Annotated in this window: 26 protein-coding genes; 8 read left to right on the top strand and 18 right to left on the bottom strand. The window is 51.8% G+C overall.

Going from position 1 to position 23620, the window contains the following annotated elements; translation table 11 throughout:
- Positions 1-49 precede the first annotated feature (49 nt).
- Positions 50-1645: a peptide chain release factor 3 gene (locus tag EVJ30_RS02500; protein WP_131458805.1), complete on the bottom strand. Its 1596-nt coding sequence runs from the start codon at positions 1643-1645 to the stop codon at positions 50-52.
- A 180-nt stretch (positions 1646-1825) separates the two neighbouring features.
- Here EVJ30_RS02500 and EVJ30_RS02495 point away from each other — a divergent pair, with 180 nt between their 5' ends.
- The 3 genes from EVJ30_RS02495 (at position 1826) to EVJ30_RS02485 (ending at position 4413) form a co-directional block, all read left to right on the top strand.
- Complete coding sequence (locus tag EVJ30_RS02495) at positions 1826-2257, top strand: DUF2621 family protein (RefSeq protein ID WP_070327153.1); 432 nt, start codon at positions 1826-1828, stop codon at positions 2255-2257.
- Positions 2258-2521: 264 nt separating this feature from the next.
- Positions 2522-2854 carry a DUF485 domain-containing protein gene (locus EVJ30_RS02490; protein ID WP_131458804.1) on the top strand — a complete coding sequence of 111 codons (333 nt, stop codon included), beginning with the start codon at positions 2522-2524 and terminating at the stop codon, positions 2852-2854.
- The gene (locus EVJ30_RS02485) at positions 2851-4413 is read left to right on the top strand and encodes a solute symporter family protein (protein WP_131467918.1); all 1563 of its coding nucleotides are present in this window, start codon (positions 2851-2853) and stop codon (positions 4411-4413) included. The genes EVJ30_RS02490 and EVJ30_RS02485 overlap by 4 nt, the downstream gene beginning before the upstream one ends.
- Before the next feature lie 36 nt (positions 4414-4449).
- Here EVJ30_RS02485 and EVJ30_RS02480 read toward each other — a convergent pair whose 3' ends face one another.
- Both EVJ30_RS02480 and EVJ30_RS02475 read right to left on the bottom strand, forming a co-directional pair.
- Entirely contained in the window at positions 4450-4908 is a 459-nt protein-coding gene (locus tag EVJ30_RS02480; RefSeq protein ID WP_201738343.1) for a CcdC family protein, read from the bottom strand.
- Between the two features lie 13 nt (positions 4909-4921).
- Positions 4922-5620, bottom strand: a complete 699-nt coding sequence (locus EVJ30_RS02475; protein WP_016510637.1) for a cytochrome c biogenesis CcdA family protein — start codon at positions 5618-5620, stop codon at positions 4922-4924.
- A gap of 189 nt (positions 5621-5809) precedes the next feature.
- On the opposite strand from EVJ30_RS02475, the gene EVJ30_RS02470 reads away from it, so the two are divergent.
- On the top strand, positions 5810-5989 hold the full coding sequence (locus tag EVJ30_RS02470) for an aspartyl-phosphate phosphatase Spo0E family protein (RefSeq protein ID WP_131458802.1): 180 nt from the start codon (positions 5810-5812) through the stop codon (positions 5987-5989).
- An 80-nt stretch (positions 5990-6069) separates the two neighbouring features.
- Here EVJ30_RS02470 and EVJ30_RS02465 read toward each other — a convergent pair whose 3' ends face one another.
- From EVJ30_RS02465 to EVJ30_RS02435, 7 genes are all read right to left on the bottom strand, one after another.
- On the bottom strand, positions 6070-7833 hold the full coding sequence (locus tag EVJ30_RS02465) for an ABC transporter ATP-binding protein (protein WP_131458801.1): 1764 nt from the start codon (positions 7831-7833) through the stop codon (positions 6070-6072).
- Complete coding sequence (locus EVJ30_RS02460; protein ID WP_131458800.1) at positions 7823-9577, bottom strand: ABC transporter transmembrane domain-containing protein; 1755 nt, start codon at positions 9575-9577, stop codon at positions 7823-7825. The genes EVJ30_RS02465 and EVJ30_RS02460 overlap by 11 nt, the downstream gene beginning before the upstream one ends.
- Before the next feature lie 124 nt (positions 9578-9701).
- Positions 9702-9935 carry a YneF family protein gene (locus tag EVJ30_RS02455; protein WP_131439735.1) on the bottom strand — a complete coding sequence of 78 codons (234 nt, stop codon included), beginning with the start codon at positions 9933-9935 and terminating at the stop codon, positions 9702-9704.
- 128 nt (positions 9936-10063) lie between these two features.
- The gene (gene tkt, locus EVJ30_RS02450; protein ID WP_131467916.1) at positions 10064-12055 is read right to left on the bottom strand and encodes a transketolase; all 1992 of its coding nucleotides are present in this window, start codon (positions 12053-12055) and stop codon (positions 10064-10066) included.
- A gap of 199 nt (positions 12056-12254) precedes the next feature.
- Complete coding sequence (locus EVJ30_RS02445) at positions 12255-12488, bottom strand: DUF896 domain-containing protein (protein WP_070327145.1); 234 nt, start codon at positions 12486-12488, stop codon at positions 12255-12257.
- A 60-nt stretch (positions 12489-12548) separates the two neighbouring features.
- Positions 12549-13193, bottom strand: coding sequence for a YneB family resolvase-like protein (locus EVJ30_RS02440; protein ID WP_035386380.1), 645 nt, complete (start codon positions 13191-13193; stop codon positions 12549-12551).
- Positions 13194-13266: 73 nt separating this feature from the next.
- Entirely contained in the window at positions 13267-13503 is a 237-nt protein-coding gene (locus EVJ30_RS02435) for a hypothetical protein (RefSeq protein ID WP_236635968.1), read from the bottom strand.
- A gap of 201 nt (positions 13504-13704) precedes the next feature.
- On the opposite strand from EVJ30_RS02435, the gene lexA reads away from it, so the two are divergent.
- Complete coding sequence (lexA, locus tag EVJ30_RS02430; RefSeq protein WP_070327143.1) at positions 13705-14325, top strand: transcriptional repressor LexA; 621 nt, start codon at positions 13705-13707, stop codon at positions 14323-14325.
- The gene (locus EVJ30_RS02425) at positions 14325-14765 is read left to right on the top strand and encodes a metal-binding protein (protein WP_131458796.1); all 441 of its coding nucleotides are present in this window, start codon (positions 14325-14327) and stop codon (positions 14763-14765) included. The genes lexA and EVJ30_RS02425 overlap by 1 nt, the downstream gene beginning before the upstream one ends.
- 103 nt (positions 14766-14868) lie before the next feature.
- Here the strand turns inward: EVJ30_RS02425 and glnA are convergent, their stop codons facing one another.
- The 4 genes from glnA to hflX all read right to left on the bottom strand — a co-directional run bounded on the left by glnA (position 14869) and on the right by hflX (position 19296).
- Positions 14869-16209: a type I glutamate--ammonia ligase gene (gene glnA / locus EVJ30_RS02420; protein WP_131458795.1), complete on the bottom strand. Its 1341-nt coding sequence runs from the start codon at positions 16207-16209 to the stop codon at positions 14869-14871.
- Between the two features lie 45 nt (positions 16210-16254).
- Positions 16255-16659 (bottom strand): MerR family transcriptional regulator, encoded by a 405-nt coding sequence (locus tag EVJ30_RS02415; protein WP_070327141.1) that lies wholly within the window; start codon positions 16657-16659, stop codon positions 16255-16257.
- Positions 16660-16752: 93 nt separating this feature from the next.
- Positions 16753-18048, bottom strand: coding sequence for a methionine gamma-lyase family protein (locus EVJ30_RS02410; RefSeq protein ID WP_131458794.1), 1296 nt, complete (start codon positions 18046-18048; stop codon positions 16753-16755).
- 3 nt (positions 18049-18051) lie between these two features.
- The gene (gene hflX, locus EVJ30_RS02405; RefSeq protein WP_070327140.1) at positions 18052-19296 is read right to left on the bottom strand and encodes a GTPase HflX; all 1245 of its coding nucleotides are present in this window, start codon (positions 19294-19296) and stop codon (positions 18052-18054) included.
- Between the two features lie 104 nt (positions 19297-19400).
- On the opposite strand from hflX, the gene EVJ30_RS02400 reads away from it, so the two are divergent.
- Entirely contained in the window at positions 19401-20396 is a 996-nt protein-coding gene (locus EVJ30_RS02400; protein ID WP_070327139.1) for a tyrosine-type recombinase/integrase, read from the top strand.
- A 38-nt stretch (positions 20397-20434) separates the two neighbouring features.
- On the opposite strand, the gene EVJ30_RS02395 is transcribed toward EVJ30_RS02400, so the two are convergent.
- The 3 genes from EVJ30_RS02395 to EVJ30_RS02385 all read right to left on the bottom strand — a co-directional run bounded on the left by EVJ30_RS02395 (position 20435) and on the right by EVJ30_RS02385 (position 22315).
- Positions 20435-20983: a GNAT family N-acetyltransferase gene (locus EVJ30_RS02395; RefSeq protein ID WP_131467914.1), complete on the bottom strand. Its 549-nt coding sequence runs from the start codon at positions 20981-20983 to the stop codon at positions 20435-20437.
- 151 nt (positions 20984-21134) lie between these two features.
- Positions 21135-21332 (bottom strand): hypothetical protein, encoded by a 198-nt coding sequence (locus EVJ30_RS02390; RefSeq protein ID WP_161568812.1) that lies wholly within the window; start codon positions 21330-21332, stop codon positions 21135-21137.
- Positions 21333-21499: 167 nt separating this feature from the next.
- Complete coding sequence (locus EVJ30_RS02385; RefSeq protein WP_131467909.1) at positions 21500-22315, bottom strand: hypothetical protein; 816 nt, start codon at positions 22313-22315, stop codon at positions 21500-21502.
- Between the two features lie 90 nt (positions 22316-22405).
- On the opposite strand from EVJ30_RS02385, the gene EVJ30_RS02380 reads away from it, so the two are divergent.
- Positions 22406-22954, top strand: coding sequence for a DUF4256 domain-containing protein (locus EVJ30_RS02380; RefSeq protein WP_131467907.1), 549 nt, complete (start codon positions 22406-22408; stop codon positions 22952-22954).
- A 24-nt stretch (positions 22955-22978) separates the two neighbouring features.
- On the opposite strand, the gene EVJ30_RS02375 is transcribed toward EVJ30_RS02380, so the two are convergent.
- On the bottom strand, positions 22979-23458 hold the full coding sequence (locus EVJ30_RS02375; RefSeq protein WP_131467905.1) for a hypothetical protein: 480 nt from the start codon (positions 23456-23458) through the stop codon (positions 22979-22981).
- Positions 23459-23620: the final 162 nt, after the last annotated feature.

The raw sequence follows: 23620 nt of genomic DNA, 5'->3' as shown, positions 1-23620 counted from the left end.
TCAAAACACGAAAAAAGACGGCCATCTAAGGCCGTCTTTACAATCTAGCTTATTCGGCACCGATCTCGACATTGACATCGAGTGCGTCGACGAGCGTCAACTCATCTTCATAGCGTTCTTTGAAACGGTCAAACGTGAACTCGTTGGCGAACAAGAACACAGGGCGTTCCCAACGGTCGGTCACGAGCATGTTTCGTGAGTCTTGGAACGGCTTGAGCGCCTTCAATTCTTTGTCCTTCACCCAGCGAGCGACACTGTACGATACCGGCTCCATCCGGATGTCGACCCCGTACTCGTTATTGAGACGATATTCGAACACCTCGAACTGGAGTTGACCGACCGCGCCGAGATAAATCTCGTTATACTCGTTGCGGTACACTTGGATCGCTCCTTCTTGGGCGAGTTGCTCGACACCTTTGTGGAAGTGTTTCGACTTGAGCGAGTTGATCGGCGAGACGCGCATGAACAATTCCGGCGGGAACGTCGGCAACGCCTCGAACGCGATCTTTTGCTTCGACGTCGTGATCGTGTCACCGATCTGGTACGTCCCAGAATCGTAGATCCCGATGACGTCACCGGCAAACGCCTTATCGACAGTCTCCCGGTCGTTGGCCATCAACTGCGTCGATTGACTCAGTTTGATTTTCTTGCCGGTCCGCGTCAACGTGACGTCCATTCCCCGTTCGAACACACCCGAACAGATGCGGACGAAGGCGATGCGGTCACGGTGGGCCGGGTTCATGTTCGCTTGAATCTTGAAGACGAAACCGCTGAAGTCTTCAGACGTCGGGTCGATCGGACCGACGTTCGATTTACGGGCCTCTGGGGCCGGCGACATGTCGAGGTAGTGGTCTAAGAACGATGTCACCCCGAAGTCGACGAGCGCCGTACCGAAGAAGACAGGTGTCAGCTTACCTGATTGGATCGCCTCGACGTCGATGTCGTTGCCGGCACCGTCTAACAGGTCGATCTCGTCGCGCAAGTTCGTCAAGTTTTCTTCTGTCAAGTAGTCGGCGAGCACAGGATCGTTGACCCCGTCCTCGTTCAACGTGAGCTTGCCTTTCTCGCCACGGAACAAGTGGATCTCGTTCTTGATACGATCGAACACACCTTCGAACTGCATCCCGCTGCCGATTGGCCATGTGACGGCGACCGAAGGCATACCGAGCACTTCTTCAAGTTCTTCCATGAGCTCGAGCGGATCTTTCGCCTGCCGGTCCAACTTGTTCATGAACGTGAAGATCGGGATACCACGCATACGACAGACTTGGAATAATTTCTTCGTCTGTGTCTCGATCCCTTTGGCGGCATCGATGACCATGACCGCACTGTCGACAGACGTCAAGACGCGGTACGTGTCTTCTCCGAAGTCGTTGTGACCCGGCGTGTCCATGATTGAGACGACCTTGTCGCGATAGACGAACTGCATGACAGACGACGTGACAGAGATGCCCCGTTGTTTCTCGATCTCCATCCAATCGGACTTGGCGTGTTTTGAATTTTTGCGGGCTTTGACCGTTCCCGCCTCGCGGATCGCTCCCCCGTGTAAGAGCAATTTCTCCGTGAGTGTCGTCTTACCGGCATCCGGGTGGGAGATGATGCCGAAAATGCGGCGTTTCTCTACTTCTTGTTTTAATTGATTCATATAGAGTCCTTTCCTTTCCAGACTTTCAAATTCATTCTCATTTCTGACTGCAACGCTCTCTATTCTAACGAAACGGCGTCGTTTCGTCCATCATTATGGGATGCTCATGCTTTTGTATTCGCGGTCTTTTTTGTATACTAAGCTTGAATGATTGTGAAATGAAAGAACGGGGGAAAGACGATGCCAGAAAACTTGATGATGTATTTCATTGTCTTCTGGGGATTTGTGATGATCGGGTTGATGACGATCGGCGGATACTTCATGTTCCGTAAGTTTTTAAAACGGATGCCGAAAGAAGACGGCCGCTCTCTCCTAGATATCGAGGACGATTACATCGCGAAGACACGCCACCTGTGGACACCCGAGACACGGACGCTACTCGATCGGCTCGTCACGCCAGTGCCTGAGCTGTTCCGCGATGTCGCCATTCGCAAGATTGCCGGCAAGATCGGACAGTTCGCGCTCGAATCGAGAGCGAAAGTGATGACGACGGAACTCGTCGTCAAAGGATATATCGCCGCCACACCGAAGCGGGACCACAAGTTTTTGAAGAAAGCGCTCGAAGAAGAGCAGATTGATTGGATGACTTATAAACGTTATTTCCAACAGTGAGCCCCTGGATTCCACGGGGCTCATTTTTTGATGCACGTTCGCCAATATGTGACATACGGTTACTAGGTCTAAAGTACCTTTTTGTCTTCTTTTTAGTATTCTTGTATATAGTTCAAATTATAGACAATATCGAAAACGCTTACATTTAATTGGTATGACCAATATTAGTATAATAAATGGATAATAACGAATAAAAAATGGATAGCTTTTCCTTTCGTACCGTTTCTATAATGTAGCTATCTTGATTACCGAGGAGGTCCACCGATGCATGACGTCACGCAAGCCACGCGTACGGAAAGTACACGTTCTGCCGAATCAATCGTCGAAAGTGCCACATTCCACCAACTGATGCGAGAAAAAAACCGTTTCATTCTTCCGTCCATCATCTTTTCCCTTATCTTCTATTTCACGCTCCCCATCTCTACGAGCTATTTCACGTTCCTCAACATCCCTGCGGCTGGGGATATCACTTGGGCCTGGGTCCTTGCTTTCGCCCAGTTCTTCATGACGTGGACGTTTTGCGTTTTGTATAGCCGCCGTGCTCGTCGCTTTGACAAGTTCGTCGAGAAAATCAAGCAAGAGGAGGACGGACGATGAACTGGACAGCCATTCTCTTGTTCCTCGCCATTGTCGGCTTGACGCTCGTGATCACGTTCTTCGCCGCCCGCAAGACGAAGACGGCGAGTGACTTCTATACGGCCGACGGCGGCTTGACCGGTTTTCAAAACGGGCTCGCCATTGCCGGGGACTACATGTCGGCCGCCTCATTCCTCGGCATCGCCGGGATGATCGCACTCGCCGGATTTGACGGTTTCTTTTATTCGATCGGTTTCCTCGTCGCTTATCTGGTCGTCTTATACCTCGTCGCCGAACCGCTTCGTAACCTCGGCAAGTACACGATGGCCGACATGATCGCTGCCCGATTCAACAAGCCGCGCGTCCGCGGGGTCGCAGCGATGAACGCGATCGTCATTTCGATTTTCTACATGATTGCCCAGCTCGTTGGCGCCGGTGCGCTCATCGAGCTCCTGCTCGGCATCCCTTACACGACGAGTGTCGTCGTTGTCGGCTTGTTGATGACCGTTTACGTCGTCTTCGGCGGCATGACGGCGACGTCTTGGGTCCAGATTACGAAAGCGGTGCTCTTGATGATCGGGACGGCGATCATCTCGTTTCTCGTGTTCGCGAGATTTGATTTCTCAGTGCTCAACATGTTCTCCGAAGTCAGCAAAGCGACACCGCTCGGGGAAAGCTTCTTGAATCCGGGTAACAAATTCAAACTTCCGCTCGATACGATCTCGTTGAACTTGGCGCTCGTCCTCGGGACGGCCGGGCTGCCGCATATTCTCATCCGTTTCTTCACGGTCAAGGACGCACCGACCGCGCGTCAATCCGTCGTCTACGCGACTTGGATCATCGGAGCGTTTTACATCCTCACGATCTTCCTCGGTTTCGGCGCTGCCGCCTTCGTCGGGTCAGACGCCATCATCGCGGCGAACCCAGCTGGTAACATGGCCGCACCGCTCCTCGCGCAAGTACTCGGCGGCGACTTATTGTTTGCCTTCGTGGCAGCGATCGCATTCGCGACGATTCTTGCCGTCGTCGCCGGACTCGTCTTGTCGGCGGCATCGGCTTTTGCCCACGACTTTTACGGGCACATCGTCAGAAAAGGTGAAGCGACGGAGAAAGAACAAGTCTTGGCCGCACGGATCGCCTCGATCGCCGTCGCGATCGTCTCGATGGGACTCGCTTTCTTCGCCCAATCGATGAACGTCGCGTTTCTCGTCTCGCTCGCTTTCGCGGTCGCGGCGAGCGCGAACTTGCCGGTCATTTTGTTCACGATCTACTGGCGACGCTTCAATACGGGCGGAGCCATCTTCGGGATGGTCGTCGGGTTGTTCTCGTCGCTCTTCCTCGTCGCAATCAGTCCGAACCTATGGGCACCGGACGGCTCAGCCATCTTCGTCGGCGCAGCGTTGTTCCCGCTGACGAACCCGGGCATCGTGTCGATCCCGCTCGGTTTCCTTGCTGCCATCGTCGGGACATATTTGACGAAGTCGGACGAGGCCGTCGGAAACTTCGAACGGATTCTTGTGAAAGCGAACACCGGGATCGATGCCAAGACCGAAGTCGCCATGGCCAAACGCTCAAACTGAAAACAACGGCGTACCTCGCTCGAGGTACGCCGTTGTTTATGTCGTCGCGATGCGCTTATATTTTTGATACATGGCGATCCGCCATGGCACAATCATGCCCCAAGCGATCAAATAGAACAAGCCGCCCGTCGCGAAAATGTTGACCTCATCGCCGAGGAACGCTTTCATGACCGTCCGGATCGCGAGTAAGGCGAAGACGACGATGAAAAACGCTTTCGAGCGGGATAAATAAACCTCACCATCACGTTTTTCAAAATTGGACGTCTTGATCAAAAAGATACTAAAAATCAAGCCTACAACAAGCGCCTCACCGACTTCGAGCCAAGTCAGACGAAAAGCCGGCACTACAAATTGAAGCATGCCCGTCGACATCGCGAGCGGTGGAATCAAGATTTTTTTCGCATTCGTCGGTCGGGCCGATGCCTTCACGCGAACGAAACTCGCGATGACCCCCATCAGCAATGCGACGAGAGTCGATCCCCAAAATATCGACATATGGTCAGCCCCTTTAGAATCCGGTGAATCCCACTAATTCGCTCATCCAGGCAGCGAAGCGATTCATTCCATCAAAATATAATACGACTCCGAAAGCCATCATCAAATAGCCTCCGAACTTTGTTACTTTCGCACTGTTGCGCGCCAAATATTTGATTTTGCCGACGAAACCGGCCATGACGAGAAACGGGATCGAGAACCCGATGACGTAAGCGAGCATATACCCCATGCCTTGGCTCGGGTTAGACGCAGCCAGTGCGATCACCCCGGCGAGAATCGGTCCTGTGCACGGCGTCCATCCGGCTGCGAACCCGATTCCGATCAACACGGTCCCAAAATACCCGCTCTTCCGTTCTCCAAGTGCGAGTTTCTTTTCGCGCATCATGAAGCGCGGTTGCCACAGCCCCGCTAAAAAGACCCCGAACACAAAAATAAGGATTGCCCCGAACATGCGTAGACTATCTTTAAATTGAATGAAGAAGTCGGCGATCAACGAAGTCGATAAACCGAGGACGAGAAAGACGATCGAGAATCCGAATAAGAATGAGAACGTATGAAACCAAGCCGTCCGTTGCCGGAGCCCTTCGCTTTTCAAGTCAGAGACAGATACCCCTGTGATATACGACAAAAAGACCGGATAGAGCGGCAGCGTACACGGTGATAAAAAAGACAAGACGCCCGCCCCAAAAGCGAGCCATAAAGTGACTTCCATGCGTTTTTCCACCTTTCAGCCCCATTATAGCGAAAACCATTTCAAAATGCTCGCATCTTTTCTCCGTTCACTCCGTCCGATTTTGTAATTATTGAAATGGAAATGTAACTTGTGATGCGTAGTGTTGAATGCTAAGATTTGGATATTCTACTTTATCAGGTTCTATTTTAATACGATGGGGGAAATACCGTGGCGGTCATCACAGCTGAAACCTTACACTATGCCATTGAACGAAAACGCGATGAACTGTATGAAATCGCCTCGCAGTACAGTTGGACGTCTCCAGAAGTGATTCATGTCAGCCAAGAGCTAGACACGTTAATCACGTCTCACGTCCTTTCCAAACACCTAGCAGACAACTTAAATTAATCATCAACTCCAGCTCGTCACTTTCTAGTGGCGAGCTTTTTCCATGGAAAAAGGACACCCCCACGGGTGTCCTTTGTAAATTATGACATCAGACGTTGTCCTGACTGTAACTCGTACATTTTTTTGTACAATCCATCATGCTTCAATAAGGCCTGATGATTGCCCCGTTCGACGATTTCGCCGCGATGTAAGACAAGAATCAAGTCGGCATCCTGAATCGTCGACAAACGGTGGGCGATCGCGATCGTCGTTCGTCCACGACGCATCCGGTCGAGCGCGAACTGTACCCGCTCCTCTGTCTCCGTATCGATCGAGCTCGTCGCCTCGTCCAAAATCAGTATTTTCGGATCACGGGCGACCGTTCGGGCGAAGGCGAGCAGTTGCCGTTCCCCGCTCGAGAACGTCGCCCCCCGTTCACCGACTGCGTGGCCATATCCCATCTCGAGTTTTTCGATGAACGTATTGGCTTGGACAAATTCCGCCGACTGGCGAACTTTATCGGAATTAACTGTCGGATTGAACAATTTTAAATTATCTTCGATCGTGCCGCTGAACAGGAACGGGTCTTGCAAGACGAGACCGATCTTATCGCGAAGTTCCACTTCCTCGAACTGTTCGAGCGGGTGTCCGTCGATGGTGATCTGTCCACCTTCGTACGGGTAAAACCGAGTGAGCAAGTTGATGATCGAACTTTTCCCGCTCCCCGTGTGACCGACGAGCGCGACCGTCTCACCCGGCTTGGCGACGAATGAGATGTTCTTCAAAACATCGACTTCCCCGTCATAACTGAACGTGACATCGTCAAACCGAACTTCTCCTGCCCCGATCGCTGCCTCGCCGGAAAGACTTTTTCCTGGCGCCGGTTCATCGGTGTCGAGCACTTTGAAGACGCGGTCTGCCGAGACGACCGCTTGTTGGAATTCACTCAGCCGTTGCATGATATCGAGCACGGGGCGGAAAATGCGCTCGATATAACTGATGAACGCATAGACGACCCCGACTTGAACTTGTTCCGTCATTGACAGGAAGCCATAGTAACCGAGCAAACCGATGATCGAGAACGCAAGCAATAGCTCGATGATCGGGCGGAGCAACATACTATCGAGCTTCAAGTTCTTGAACCGCGCTTCTTGATGCGCCTCGTTCGTCGCTTCGAACTGACGGACGAGACGCTCTTCTTGACGGAACTGTTGAACGATTCCCATCCCGTTGATCGACTCGCTCAACTGCGCGTTCAGTCGCGATAACAAATCACGGACTTGGGCAAAATATTTAGTCGAGTACCGGCGATACGCCCAAATGATGAGCCAAAACAACGGGAGGAGGACGAGCCCGATCGTGGCGAGCGTCGGCTCTAAAATGTACAGGAAGATGTACGTCCCGAGCAATTGAACGCCCGACTGGACGAACGTGCTCATCACGCCGACGTACAACTCTTTCACCGCTTCCGTGTCGTTCGTGATCCGGGAGACGAGCACACCCGCTGGCGTCCGGTCGAAATAGGCGAGACGCAGCCCCATCACATGACGGAAGATGTCCATTCGAATATTTTGGACGATTTTAAGGGCGATCTTCTGAAACGCAATCGATTGTAAATAGTCGAAGATGACGGCCGAGATGTGTAACACCATATAGACGACGAGCAGCGTGACGACCCAATTCGTCGGATAGACGCCCGGTGTCACGAACTCATCGATGAACACTTTGATTAAAAACGGTCCGGCAAGCTTCGCTCCCGTCGCAAGAAGCAAAAAGACGAAGGCGAGGCTGAGCGGCCGGCCGTATCGTTTCGTATAGGCCAATAACCGCTTGATGACCGCCCATTCTTGAATATCATGCTTCATGGTGGCCCCCTCCTTCCACGATCGCCTCAAGTTGTTGGCGGTCGTACGTTTCTTTGTACCAGCCCGGTTCTCGAATGAGATCGTTGTGTCGGCCCCGCTGAATGACTTGGCCATCAGCGAGTACGAGAATCTCATCGGCATGCTCCACTGCCGACAGACGGTGGGCGACGATCAATCGAGATTGCTCCGGATTGCCGACACGGAAATGTTCGATGATAGCTTCTTCCGTCTTCGCATCGACGGCGGACAACGCGTCATCAAGGATCAAGAGATCGGCCTCGATCATGAGCGCCCGGGCAATCGAGATACGTTGCTTCTGTCCCCCCGAGAGTGTCACGCCGCGTTCACCGACGAGCGTGGCATACCCTTCCGGCAGCCGCATGATATCGTCATGCACTTCGGCGATCTTGGCAGCCGCCATGATCTCATCCATTTTTGCTTCCGGTTTTCCGAAGGCGATATTGCTCGCAATCGAATCCGAGAACAGGAAGTGGTCTTGCGGGACGAGGGCGACTTTATCTAGTAGAAGTGATTTTTTGACTTGACGAACATTGACGCCGCCGATTTTAATTTTACCGTCGGTCACGTCATATTCCCGGGTCAACAATCGAACGATCGTCGTCTTACCAGAACCGGTCCGACCGACAATCCCGAGTGTCTTGCCGCGCTCGATCCGGAATGTGACATCACGCAGCACGGTCGTATCGTCATAACGGAACGAACCGATATCCGCCTCGAGCTCGGAATGATCCAGTTTCGTCGCCGCCATCGGATCGTCTTGGATCTCTGGCTTGATGGCGAGCATGCGCTCGATCCGGTCGTACGAAGCACGACCACGTTCGACGATATTGAACAACCAACCGAAAGCGAGCATCGGCCAAGTGAGCAGACTAAGATAAGCAGTAAAACTGACGATTTGACCGATCGTGAGCTCGCCTTGTTCGATCAAATAGGCCCCGTAGCCGATCGACAATATGTAAGATAATCCGACGATCCCGAAGATTGTCGGGTCGTACAAGGCGTCAATTTTAGCGACGCGGACGTTTTTTGCCATGACTTCATCTGACAACTTCTCGAACGATTCGACGTCGTGGTCGACTTCCCCGGTCGATTTCAAGACGCGAATCCCACTCACGCTCTCCTGAACCTTGTCATTCAATTCGGAAAATGCCGCTTGAGCGACACCGAACCTGCTATGGAGCATCTTTCCATATCGTGTCGTCAAAATAACCATGATCGGCAGCGGCAGTAAAGCGACGACCGTCAGCTTCCAGCTGATCGTCGTCACCATCGTGATGATGACGAACGTACCCATCGTCACACTGTCGACGAGCGTCAAAATACCCGCCCCCGCCGTCGTCGAGACAGCCTGGACATCGTTCGTCGCGTGCGCCATCAAATCGCCGACACGCGACTTTTTATAAAACCGTTGATCCAAATCCGTGAAGTGACGATATAGTTGGCTCCGGAGCAGGCGTCCGAGCCGGATCGAGGCCCCGAAAATGAAATAGCGCCAAAAAAAGCGCGCCACATAGTTTCCGATCCCGACAGCCGCAAGCCCGCCTAGCAGCATCCACAGCAAGTCCGCTTCGAGCGAACCTTGGTTCATCCCATCGATGACTCGGCCGATGATGCGCGGCGGTATGAGCTCGAGTGCGGCGACAAACATGAGCAAGACGATACCGACTGCATACGTCCGCCATTCGAGCCTGAAGAACCAAGCTAATTGTTTAAATACACGAATCTGAAACGCCCCCTATATCTTGAAATAAGACTATTCATTTATGGTAGCGAAAGTTTGTTCGATTGTCGAACAAAAGATGAATAAAAAAAAGCACTTCGCGGGTGCGAAGTGCTTCGGTGACTCATTATGATTTTTTTTCGTTCTTCGCTTGAACGTTCATGGCACGCATCACTTGGTTGACTTTTTTCTGTGACGGTTTTTGACCCATCTGCATCATTAACGTACGAATCATGTCTTCGTTGATTGGTGGGTTCTGTTCAAGGTAGTTCATCATGTATTTACGAGCGATGAAGAATCCGATCGCGATACCCCCGATGAGTGCTGCCACGACAAGAAGAATCCAAAATAATGTACTCAAGGTTTTACCTCCTCTACCATATGAAACATCGTTTTTTACTATACACTATATTACGCTAATTCGCTAGTCGTCAGAAAAAAAAGTGATGACCTAGACATTGCTAGGCCATCACACGTTTTTAATGACAATTATAGTGATTTGACAGCGTCGATGACATTCTCGACAGACATGCCGTACTCTTTCATGAGGAGGTCCCCAGGAGCCGAGGCACCGAACTTGTCGATTCCAAGCACTTTACCGCCGAATCCGACGTACTTGTACCATCCGAGCGTCGCACCCGCTTCAAGCGAGACGCGCTTCGTGATCGACGAGGGAAGAACTGATTCTTTGTACTCTGCCGATTGGGCTTCGAACAGTTCCCATGACGGCATTGAGACGACAGCAGCGTTCACGCCTTCAGAAGCGAGTTGTTCACGTGCTTCGACGAGGACGTGGACTTCTGAGCCTGTACCGAGAAGAAGGACGTCCGCTTCGCTCGAGTCACCTGCGACGACATAGGCACCTTTTGCCGCGTCTTCGACAGATGTTCCTGCGAGTTCTGGCAACGCTTGACGCGTCAAGACGAGAAGTGACGGAGCTGACGTCGTCGTGATCGCTTGTTTCCAAGCGGCGATCGTCTCTTTTCCGTCTGCCGGACGGAGAACTGACAAGTTCGGCATCGCCCGGAAGCTCATCAAGTGCTCGACCGGTTCGTGCGTCGGACCGTCTTCACCGACTGCGATCGAGTCATGCGTCAAGACGAATGTCGACGGGATTCCCATGAGTGCAGCGAGACGGACCGCTGGGCGGAGGTAATCCGAGAAGACGAAGAACGTTGCGCCATAAGGAAGTACGCCACCGTGAAGCGCCATCCCGTTGACAGCTGCCGCCATTGCGAATTCACGGACACCGAACCAGATGTTACGGCCGGCCGGATCTTCGTCGAAGTCAGCAGCGCCTTTAATCATCGTGTTGTTCGAGCCGGCGAGGTCAGCCGATCCCCCGAACAATGTCGGTACCGCTTTTGCGATCGCGTTCAAGACTTCTCCGCTCGTTTGGCGCGTCGCTTTTTTCGACCCGATTTCAAACGTCGGCAACTCGCTATCCCAACCTTCAGGAAGTTCGTTGTTCATCGCACGTTCGAACTGAGCACCGAGCTCAGGATGAGCCGATTTGTAGGCTGCGACGAGTTCGTTCCAATCCGACTCAGCTTTAGCGCCAGGCTCAACGACTTTATCGTTGAACAAGTCGTACACTTCGTTCGGGACGTAGAACGTCTCGCCTTCCCATTTATAGAACTGTTTCGTGAGTTCGATCTCTGCTTCTCCAAGTGGAGCGCCGTGTGATGCTGATTTACCTGATTTATTCGGTGAACCGAAACCGATGACGGTCTTCACTTCAATCATCGTCGGTTTCGACGTCTCAGCTTTCGCCTCGTCGATCGCTTTGGCGATCGTATCGATGTCCGTTCCATCCTCGACGCGAATGACTTGCCATCCGTAAGCGTTGAACCGATCTTCTACGCTTTCCGAGAACGACTTATGAAGGTCGCCATCAAGCGAGATGTCGTTTGAATCATACAAGACGACGAGTTTCCCGAGTTTCAAGTGACCGGCGAGCGAGGCAGCCTCGGCCGACACACCTTCCATCAAGTCACCGTCTCCACAGATCCCGAACGTATAGTGGTCGACCACGTTGAACTCATCGCGGTTGTATGTTGCTTCCAAATGTTTTTCAGCCATCGCCATACCTACAGCCATCGCAATCCCTTGGCCGAGTGGTCCCGTCGTTGCGTCTACACCTGCAGTGTGACGATACTCAGGGTGTCCTGGCGTCTTCGAGTCCATTTGACGGAACGACTTGATGTCGTCGAGTGAAAGGTCATAACCAGACAAGTGAAGCAGCGAGTACAACAGCATCGAACCGTGTCCCGCTGAAAGGACGAACCGATCGCGGTTGAACCAGTTCGGGTTTTTCGGGTTGTGACGCATTTTGTCTGTCCAAAGCGTGAACGCCATCGGGGCCGCACCCATCGGCATACCTGGGTGACCTGAGTTCGCTTGTTGGACAGCATCAATCGAGAGCGTCCGAATCGAGTTAATCGCTAATAATTCTTTAGTAGTTGTTTCCACTAATTTCATCCTCTCTGTTGTTAAGAAAGTTTCTACCCGTCATATTTTAGCACACTCAATCGTGTGTCACAACTAATTAAATAGTATGTCACATTGATTGGAATCGTTTACTTCCATACGTCTGTTTTCGAGGGAATGGTCGAACCTTATCGAGCTTCGTGTATAACAAACATGCACATCCTATACGAAATAGGATGTGCATTCGAGTTCATTCAGAACGGTGTCGGTTCTGTTCGTCTTTTAGTTTTTCTGGTGTCACGTCGTTGCCTTCCGGATCGACGACTTTCATGCCCATCATCTGGGATTTGAACGATTGACGGAACGCTTTTAAATATTGTTGACGTAACGCTTGTTGCTCGTCCATCTCTTGTTGTGACAAGCCGTCTGTCTTTGCCTTGTTGGCGAGGAAGTTAATCCGCTCCAATTGTTCGGGTGCTAACATGAGGTTCGCCCCCTCTCTACTGAATTTGTAGTTCTACTGTACAAAATCAGGGCGTAGGAATCAAGTTTCTGGCACTGCCACATGTTCCAAATAGCGACGGTTCACAGTCGCTTTCGAGACTTCGTAGCCGAATCCACGGAGCGTGGCCGCGATTTCGGCGAAAGTGAGCCCCCGCTCCCGGAGTTGGACGATCTCCTCGATCGGCACTTCAATCCGGCTCCGTCCCCCTTGGTCATGGTGCTGAATGTTGCGTTGCGGGTTGAACCCATTCGCGACCGCACGGCGCATGCCGCGCGATATCTTGGCGTTATGAATCTTCCGTTGATACTCCTCGACGACGCTGACAATCTCAAGCACCATCTTCTCGGCGTCGGAGACGACGTATTCATCGGACGACTGCATCGTCAACAGCCGGACGTTATGCTTCATGAGCGTATGCAAGATGGCGATTTTTGCATTCCCCCGGCCGAGGCGACTGTCATCGCTCACGAGCACGGCATCGAGCTTTGACGCCGACACATGCTCTAACAAATCGAGCAGACCCGTCCGATTGACCTCAAATCCGCTCTCTTGTTCGGTGATCACATCGATCACTTCCGCATCGAGACGTTTGGCCATCTGTAACAATTCTGCTTCTTGCCTCGTGAGCGAGGTTTCCTGAGTTGACTTGTTCGTCGATACGCGACAATAAATGACGACTCGCATCTCGTCACTTCCTTTCTTTCCAGTCATCCTCTTACGATACACAGGATGAGCGGGTGTTCGCAATCCAAATCGATCATTCAGCAGCGAACCAAGTCGTTTTCCGCTCTTCTTTTTCCGCACGTTCCGCTAACAGCTGGGCTTCGAGCGTTTCTGCTTCGTTGAACGCAACTTCTTGTTCGATACTTCTTTCGACCGTCATCACTTTCGGCTCCACAGTCCCGCCTTGGCGAAACTCGCCGACTAAGTAAAAGGCGAACATCCCGAGCACTACCATTCCGACCAATATGAATCCATTGACTGTATCTTTCATTTGAACCGCCTCCAAATATAAGAATATGCGTTCTTAGGAACGTCTGTTCGTTTTATCTGTCCTTATCATAAAACAAGAACTTCTGTTCGGTCAAGAAAAAACGAACGAATGTTTGTACGCTCATATGTTCTTGTGTTAAAATAAATCCATAAAGAATAGGATGCGTTCGCAGGTTATTCGACATAAACGAGGTGAAATCCATTGAAAAAAATGTCAGCAAGACAGCAACAGATTCTTGATTTTATAAAAGCTGAAGTTCGGACGAAAGGTTATCCGCCGTCAGTCCGAGAAATTGGTGAAGCCGTCGGTCTCGCATCGAGCTCGACCGTGCACGGTCACTTGGACCGTCTTGAAAAACGTGGATTGATTCGGCGCGATAAGACAAAACCGCGTGCGCTCGAAGTGTTGAGCGAGGACGCCCCGTCTATCGAGGAGCGTGAGACGGTCATGTACGTCCCGGTTATCGGGAAAGTTACGGCCGGAACACCGATCACGGCGATCGAGAACGTGGAAGAACACTTCCCGCTCCCGGCCCATATCGTCGGTTCGGATAACGTGTATATGCTCTCCGTCTCTGGCGATTCGATGATCAACGCCGGAATCCTCGACGGAGACCGCGTACTCGTCAGACAACAGAACACGGCAGACAATGGAGAGATTGTCGTCGCGATGACGGACGAGGGTGAGGCGACCGTCAAACGGATCTACAAAGAGGCGTCGAAAGTCCGACTCCAGCCGGAGAACGATGAACTTGAGGCGATGTATTTCGATAACGTATCCATTTTAGGGAAGGTCATCGGTGTATACCGGACGATCCATTAATGGCTAGCGGCAAGACACATACGCGTACGAACCTCGTGGCAATCGGTGCTTTAGCGATTGCCACGCCTTTTATTGATGTCGATATCCCGACTACCCTTTTCCTCGGTGCGCTTATCGGGACGTTTTGGCTCTCCCCGGACCTCGATTTGAAATCGGATGCATACTATCGGTGGGGACCGCTGCGTGGCTTTTGGCTCCCTTACGTGAAGCTGATGCCGCACCGGTCTCCGCTGTCGCACTTGCCGGTGTTGAGCGATCTCATTCGTGTCATCTACCTTGGCTTCCCGCTCGCGCTCATCCTTACGTTCACTTCGTATGAAGCGGTTGTGAAGACGTGGCTCGACTTGAACGGCATCCCGTTCTTCCTCGGTCTCGTGTTCGCGACGACGCTCCATACGGCACTCGACTATGCGTCCACATTTTTCAAACGTGCGTTCTAATCGCAAAACAAGCGACCACTCAATTGCGAGTGGTCGCTTGTTTTGACTAAAAAAACGCCCGATCCAAGAAACTGGATCGAGCGTTTTTTCAAGTTCATTCGACTTAGTAGAGCGTCATGTACTGATCGCGTTCCCACTCCGTCACTTGCGTGCGGAACATGTCCCACTCGATCTCTTTCAACTCGAGGAAGTGTTCGCCGATGTGGTCACCGAGCGAATCCATGACGATTTTGTCGGCGCGGAGTACTTCGAGTGCGTCGAAGAGTGTCGCCGGAAGATCGTCGATGCCGTTCGCAACACGCTCTGGCTTGTCCATCACGTAGATGTTGCTGTCGATCGGTTTCGGTGCTTTCAAGTCTTTCTCGATGCCGTCAAGACCAGAAGCTAAGAGGGCCGAGAGCGCGAGGTACGGGTTCGCCGCCGGGTCGACCGAACGTACTTCGATACGTGTCGAGAGGCCACGGGCAGCCGGTACACGGACGAGCGGTGAACGGTTACGGGCGCTCCATGCGACGTAGCATGGTGCTTCGTATCCAGGCACGAGACGCTTGTACGAGTTGACCGTTGGGTTACAGATCGCCGTGAACGCACGTGCATGCTCGAGGATACCAGCTGTGAAGGCACGTGCCGTATCCGAGAGCTCCATGTCACCGTTCGGGTCGTAGAACACGTTCGTGTCGCCTTTAAAGAGTGACATGTTCGCATGCATCCCTGAACCGTTGACACCGAAGAGTGGTTTCGGCATGAACGTCGCGTGAAGGCCATACTTCGCCGCGATCGTCTTGACGACGAGTTTGAACGTTTGGATGTTGTCGGCAGTCGTTACCGCATCCGCGTATTTGAAGTCGATTTCATGCTGTCCTGGTGCGACTTCGTGGTGTGACGCTTCGATCTCGAAGCCCATGTTTTCGAGCTCGATAACGATTTCTTTACGGCAGTTCTCGCCTGAATCGACCGGTGCCAAGTCGAAGTAACCGCCTTGGTCGTTCAATTCGAGTGTCGGCTGTCCGTTCAAGTCTTTCTTGAAGAGGAAGAATTCTGGCTCTGGTCCGACGTTGAACGCTGAGAAGCCGAGCTTTTGCATGTGCTCGAGGTTGCGTTTCAAAATGCCGCGCGGGTCACCGCTGAACGGTGTGCCGTCCGGATTATAAATATCACAAATTAAGCGAGCGACTTTACCGCTGCCGTCTGTCCATGGGAAGACAACCCACGTGTTAAGGTCTGGATAGAGGTACATGTCTGATTCCTCGATGCGTACGAACCCTTCGATTGAAGAGCCATCGAACATCATCTTGTTATCAAGTGCTTTGTCCAATTGGCTGATTGGCACCTCGACGTTTTTAATCGTACCGAGGATATCCGTGAATTGAAGACGAATAAAGCGTACGTCCTCTTCTTGTGCGATCCGTTTGATGTCTTCTTTTGTGAACGTTTTTCTGGCCATGGTAAAAGTCCCCTCTCACATTGTGTAATGGTTTGTGTACTGGCGTCATCGATAAAAACGTGACAACTCTCCTTGGATGAGCGACGTTTTATTGAAACGACCAGCTTCTTGAAGCTGTGTTTTCAATAATTGATGTAACTCTTTCTCGGAAATCTTTGGCGGTTCGCTTGGCGGAGCCGCAGAAGCAGATTGTTCTGTCTCTTTGGCACCGTCGTTGTCGAGCATATGGCGAATCGCCGCCAAGTTGAAGCCTTGGTCAATGAAATCTTTGATTGCGAGCAAACGTTCGACATCATTAAAGGAATAAAGTCGTCGTTTCGATTCCGTCCGACTAGGCGAAACCAGACCCTGTTCTTCGTAATATCGAATCTGCCTGCCTGTCAGTTGCGTCAGATCTTGGACGATCCCAATCGGAAACAACGGGTTGGAGCGACGAAATTGATCGGCCATCCCTTACCCCTCCTTTTCTGTCTCACAATGTGAGAATAATACATGACAACTTTCCTGTCAATAGATGTTAAGAAAGTTAACATGACATTTCGGTTACAACGTTTGAGTTGAATTTTCACGGTCAAATGTGACGAGCCCTTTCGTCCGCAATTGGCTCAAGGCGAGCATTAACGCGACTTTCACGTGTGCATAGGTCAAGCCACCTTGGACGTATGCCGTGTACGGCGCCCGGAGTGGTCCGTCCGCTGAAAGTTCGATCGACGAGCCTTGGATGAACGTCCCGGCCGCCATGATGACGTCGTCCTCATAGCCTGGCATATAGGCCGGCACCGGCAGCGCGTGGGCGTTGACCGGGGACGCCATCTGGATGCTCTGACAGAACGCGATCATCTTGTCGCGGTCGCGGAACGTGACCGATTGAATCAAATCGGTCCGCTGTGACGTATAATGCGGATCGGTCTCAAAGCCGAGCAAGCCGAGCAGGCTCGCCGTCAAATGGGCCCCTTTCAACGCTTGGGCGACCGTGTGCGGCGCCATATAAAAGCCTTGATACATCTCCTGCAGCGAATAGAGCGACGGACCGGCCTCGCTGCCGATGCCTGGCGTCGTCATCCGGAACGAGCATCGTTCGATCAATGCTTTCGTTCCGGCGATATAGCCACCCGTCTTCGCCAAGCCACCGCCCGGGTTTTTAATGAGCGAACCGGCCATGAGGTCGGCTCCGACATGTGTTGGCTCAATCGTCTCGACAAATTCGCCGTAGCAGTTGTCGACGAAGACGAACACGTGCGGGTGCGCTGCTTTGATCGCCGCGATCGCCTCGCCGATTTCACGCACCGGGATGCTGCGTCGATTGGCGTACCCTTTCGAACGTTGGATGCCGACGAGCTTCGTCTCGGGGCGGATCCGTTCGATCGCAGTCGCGACATCGATTTGATCGTCTTTCAACTCGACCGTATCGTAGCCGACACCGAGTTCTTTCAATGAACCGCGGCCGTCGCCACGGATGCCGACGATCTCTTCGAGCGTATCGTACGGTTTACCCGTGATATACAAGAGTTCATCTCCCGGTAACAACACACCGAACAAGGCAATCCCGATCGCGTGTGTCCCCGAGATGATTTGCGGACGACAGAGGGCGAGTTCGGCCCCGAACACGTCCGCATAGATCGACTCGAGCGTGTCGCGCCCGATATCGTCATAGCCGTACCCGGTCGTCGGATTGAAATGAAAGTCCGACACTTTATGCTTCTTGAACGATTCGAGGACACGGTATTGGTTGAACTCCGCCGTTTCCTCGATCGCTTCAAAATAAGGTTTCACCCGTTGTTCCGCTTGCTTGACGAACGGGGCGAGTTCATCGTAATGCTCAATCTTTTCTTGCCACATCATTCACACCTCAAATGGTTTCAGCGTCGCATATAGACGCGTGTCTTCTCTCATATAACCGACAAGTTCGACCGAGCCGTCGTCAAGGAAGTTCTCCTCGAGCCGGTACATCGAATCTTTGGCCGGATGGTAATGTTCGAACGAGCTGACCGGCAAGACGACGTGCACTTTCGTCAACACGTCCGAAATCTTGTCCTCGATCGCGCCGATGAGCGTCTCGATATCGGCCGAGTCGAGCGCCGAGATGACGAGCGGTCCACCGACGAAGTCAGCCGTCAAGCGATCTTTCTTGTTGTACACTTCGAGCTGCGGCAACTCACTCGCGCCGAGATCGGACAAGACCGAATTGGTCGTATCGATCTGGTTCATGTAGTGCGGGTTCGACGCGTCGATGACATGAAGCACGAGGTCGGCTCCGAGCACTTCTTCAAGCGTCGAGCGGAACGCGGCGACGAGTTTCGTCGGCAAGTCGCGGATGAACCCGACCGTGTCGGTGATCAATACTTTCCCACCGCGCGGCAGTTCGAGCTCACGCGTGAGCGGGTCGAGCGTCGCGAACAGTTCATCCTGTTCATACGTGTCGGCATCGGTCAGACGGTTGAAGATGGTCGACTTGCCGGCGTTCGTGTAACCGACGAGCGCGACTTGGAACACACGGTTCTCTTTCCGGCGCACACGGTAGCGGTCACGGTGCGCGACCGTGCCTTCGAGTTGCTTCTTGATCTCATCGATGCGGCGCTTAATGTGACGGCGGTCACTTTCAAGTTTCGTCTCACCCGGTCCACGCGTCCCGATCCCGCCTCCGAGTCGTGACAACTGTGTGCCTTGCCCGATCAGGCGTGGGAGCAAGTAGTTCATCTGGGCGAGCTCGACTTGGAGCTTCCCTTCTTTCGACTGGGCCCGTCCGGCGAAGATGTCCAAGATGAGTTGCGTCCGGTCGATCAATTTCATCTCGTCCGGGTCGTTCAACGAGATCCGAATGTTTTTCGATTGGGCCGGTGACAGCTCAGCGTTGAAGATGACGATATCCGGCTCAAACTGTTCGATGAGCACGGCGAGCTCCTCGACTTTCCCTTTCCCGATAAACGTCCGGCGGTCGACTTGTTGCCGTTTCTGGTCGAGCCTTGCGACGACCTCACCTTTTGCTGTATCGACCAATTCGACGAGTTCACCCATCGATTGTTCATATGTCCAATCGTCGACGGTCGGTAGCTGACACCCGACGATAATCACTTTCTCTCGTTCCATATACATCCCTCATTCCTAATAAGTCTCATCCTCCATCTTACCACGAATCCATGAATGGAGAACGTCCGTTTGTGGTACGATATGAAGAGAAGGAGGGACGTCCCATGACGAAACGCAGAAAAGAGTACTCGCTCCCCGAGTATATCGAAACGTATTTATATCATCTCGGTGCGAGCGGCCGCCAGCCATCGACGCTGAAACGCTATCGCTACGACTTGATCGACGTGCACAAATACTTCAGCGACCATAACGTCGAACTCGTCACCCCCGAGGAATGGCTCGCCGTCCCGCTCGAGTCATGGAAGACGTTCATCAACGATTTTTTGATCGAAGAGAAACAGTACCAACAGGCGACGGTCGCCCGCATCGTCACCGTCATCAACAGCTTGACCCAGTTTTTGAACCCGCTCCGCAAAAAGATGCTCGCCTATTCGCAACCGGCGCACACGCTCACCATCGACCAGATCGCGTTACAGTCCGAGTTCGACAAGCTCGTCCGGACGATCCGGTCGCCGCGGGGATTGAGCGAGAACCAGCTTCAGGCCCATCCGTACCTCGTCAACCGCAACGCGCTCATCGTCACACTGTTCTACAAATACGGTTTGCGCGTCCATCATATCATCCGTCTGAAAATGAACGACCTACACTTGGCGAGCTACGAGTTCGATGTCTATGACCGTCTCGGTAACAAATTCACGCTGAAGCTGACGCCTGAGGACCAATCACTCCTCATGAACTATCTCGCCGACATCCCGACGCCGGTGCGCCCGCGCTGGTACTCGGAAGATCCGGTCTTCGTCTCGTTCGACTTTGCCCGGATGACGTTCCGCTGGGTGTACGCCAAAAACCAGCCGAAACAGCTGACGATCGTCATGATCACGAAGATGATGCGGCAGTTGAACGAGCGCAGCGGCGTCACCCGCTCGGTCACCCCGTCGATGCTCCGGAACGCCCACGTCTTAAAGACGTATGCGACCGACATGACTTCTCTCGAGCGGATGAACGTGACGTGCATGCATAAAGAATCATCGCTCCGCCGATACGAGCAGGCGTATGCCGAGTTCGGTGCCGAGCTGTTCGGTGAAAATGTGACGAACTAAAACCCGCCCTTTTCCGAGGACGGGTTTTGCTTTGTCGATCAATGGGCCCATTCATCTTCTAGTAACCCGTAGACGACATGGTCGACGTACCGGTCGTACAGCCATTCGGCGTCTCGAAGCACGCCTTCTTGTTTGAAGCCGAGCCGTTCCGGCAGCGCCCGGCTCTTCACGTTCCCGGTCGCGACACGGATCTCGATTTTATGTAAGCGGAGTTCCTTAAATCCGTACTCGATGATCGCTTCGAGCGCTTGGCTCATGATCCCTTTCCCTTGAAAATCTTGGCCGAGCCAATAGCCGACCGTCCCGCACTTGATGCCCGCATCAAGATCGTTGAAGCCGATCGTGCCGGCGAGCTCATCTTGATAGAAGATAGCGAACGATTTCGGATAGCCGCCCGTCTCAATCAATCCTTTGATTCGCCCTTCGATGTTTCGTCTCGAGTCCTCGATCGTCTCGATGTAATCGAGCCATCCGAGCCACTCGCGAAGATATGGCTTCGACGCCATCGTCAATTGGAACAACGCCTCCGCGTCGTCGATGGTAAACATCCGTAACTGTAGCTGTCCATTGATGTCATAGGTCAACATGAGAATCCCCCAAAACGATTTCCAATCATTGTTTTCGTAATCGTTTTATTGTAAACCATCTGTAAATAATTTGAAAGCGGTGAAAATATGTAAGCTGGCTTCATTCATCCCACCCCAAATTGAATAGTTCTGGAGGAGATTTGTGATGAAGTCATTTATCCGGTTTGATGTCTTCCCACAATTGGAAACGCGTTTCTTGTAGCTGTTCGAGATATCCCGACCTTGTATAACGAACGATTTGATTTCCGTCATATTGGTCGTGAGGCGTCATCACCACCCCATCGGCATACGATTCATCGATGACTTCCATGTAGATGATGTCTTCAAAGCAGAGCTTCACGTTCACCACCTCGCTTTGCGGAGAAATCCCATTCGCCTCAAGCCGCTCACGGAAGGAGGCGTTCCGCTTCCTAGGATGGTCGTAGAGCTGTAGATTAAATGTCAGGCTTTTGTTGGGTACCGATGTCATAATTGAAAGCGAACACCTCAATCGTCCCGTCATACAGGAACAAATCTTCAAATCTCATTGGAAACCACCTCTCCAGGATGTTCATACTGAAACACACCGTAGCCATATCCTTGCGTCAAATTGCCTCCAATGAACAATGAGACGATTTCTGTCTCGGTCGGGTTTAAGAATCGGAACCCTTCCCACTCTTCATAGTGTTCGACTACTGACACAAGTTGACGCATCTCGTGTTCTGAAAGCCTTGAAACGTCGCAGCTCACCTTATACGTCTTCGACCACTTCCATTTCCCGATACGTTCTATCGAATGGTCGCATCCCGTACGCTTCGCCCAGATATCAAAATTGGACAAAAATTCATTCTTAAATGACACGACTTGAAACGATTGCACTCCAAGCGTAACCAATAAATCAGCAAGGAATGGTGCATGTTCTTTCAATTTCGGTAAACCGAACTCTCTCCATTGGCTGTCCCAAGAAAAATCATAGAGTGATCCCATTTTTGCAGAAAACGAATCCGGATCATGAAACGTCTGGCTGTGTGCCAATAAAAAATCGAGAATGGAAACATCGTGTCCGGCTAACTCAATAGGCACAACTTTTTCTGTATGTAGCTTGCGATGATACGGGTCATACAAAAAAACTAGTTTTTCATTCGAATAGATTCCGAACGGTAACGTCAAATCGATCCATCGAAGCTGAAGCAATTCTGGCTTCGTCACATGTAAGTTCAGCTCTGAAAAGTCTGTCACTCGGTAAGCATCACGCGGCAAACTTTGTGACCAGATTGTTCTTAATTGAAACAACTCAATCGTCTGGAACGAATGCGCGTGTAGTTGCTCAACATTTATATCATCGAAGTTCATCATACATCCCCCTTTCGCTCAATGAATTATGAATGGATGACGAAAAAATATCTTATACTGGTAGAAACTGCTGAAACGGAGTGAAAAAACATGGCCACCCTCTCAACTGAAGACAAAAACGAGTTATTAGCTATCGTCGAATCACGCTTTCACACCCACATGGAGCGACATCTCGATGCCGTCTGGTCAGACGTGTTGACGAAGCTTGAGACGGATTCGAACAAGCTCATCGCACTCTCTGAAATGGAAAAGACCGGTGGTGAACCGGATGTTATCCGCCTCCCGAACGGAGACCTCGTCTTCTGTGACTGCTCAGCCGAAAGTCCGAGCGGTCGCCGCAGCCTGTGCTATGACGAACCGGCGTTGACGGCTCGCAAGAAGAACAAGCCGTCTGGGAGCGCCGTCACATTGGCTGAGGTGATGGGAATAGCGCTACTGAACGAAGTAACGTATCGCCATTTACAGACGCTCGGCACGTTCGACGTGAAAACCTCGAGCTGGATTTCAACCCCGGGAGCGATTCGTCAAAAGGGCGGCGCCTTGTTCTGTGACCGCCGCTATGACCACATCTTCGTCTACCACAATGGTGCGGATTCCTATTACGCGGCCCGCGGGTTCCGCGGGATGTTGATCCTTTAAGCAGGGCCAAGTGCCTTGCTTTTTTTATCCAATGAGCCAGTGAAAGACGACGGGGATGTACTTTACAAAGAACAGACCTACGAAAAAAATAAAGACGATTTTTACTGGCCACATGTACCAATCATTATATTTTCGAGTAAGGAATAGAAACGCAGCATATGTGATTGCATTCCCGGTAACATCTGGCTCCTCCATACTTTGCGCAATCAACTCTTTCCATCCCGGAAATGGACCCGGCGCAAACGAAGCCGCAAAGTCCGGAGTTATATTGTTTTTTAATCTCACATACCAAGCGAACACATACACCGAAATGAAGAATAGCGACCACATCATTACAACCATATTCAGCAATCGGCCTTTCCAGCTCTCACTTCGGAAATAGAACACTGCCATCAAAGCCACTACGCTAAAGATGACATTGATGATGAATGGCGGTGAAATCGTCAGGATAGAGAATGTTTCAGCGGACAGGAGCGTGCCGCTCACTACACTTGAAGCTTGCATCATCCTCGCTCCCCTATCTCTTTTACATACGGAACAATCTCATCATATAATCCGATGTACATCCCGACGTCCTTAAAGCTCCCTAACATCATTCGTATAAGCTCCTTATTCTAAATTCGGTATTTGAAATAATATGTACTTCAATCTTCTAGTGCATCTTTT

Source organism: Exiguobacterium sp. SH5S13, from assembly GCF_004337085.1.
GTDB lineage: Bacteria > Bacillota > Bacilli > Exiguobacteriales > Exiguobacteriaceae > Exiguobacterium > Exiguobacterium aurantiacum_A.
Note: the sequence above shows the minus strand (reverse complement) of the source record. Positions and strands in the feature narration are given on the sequence as shown.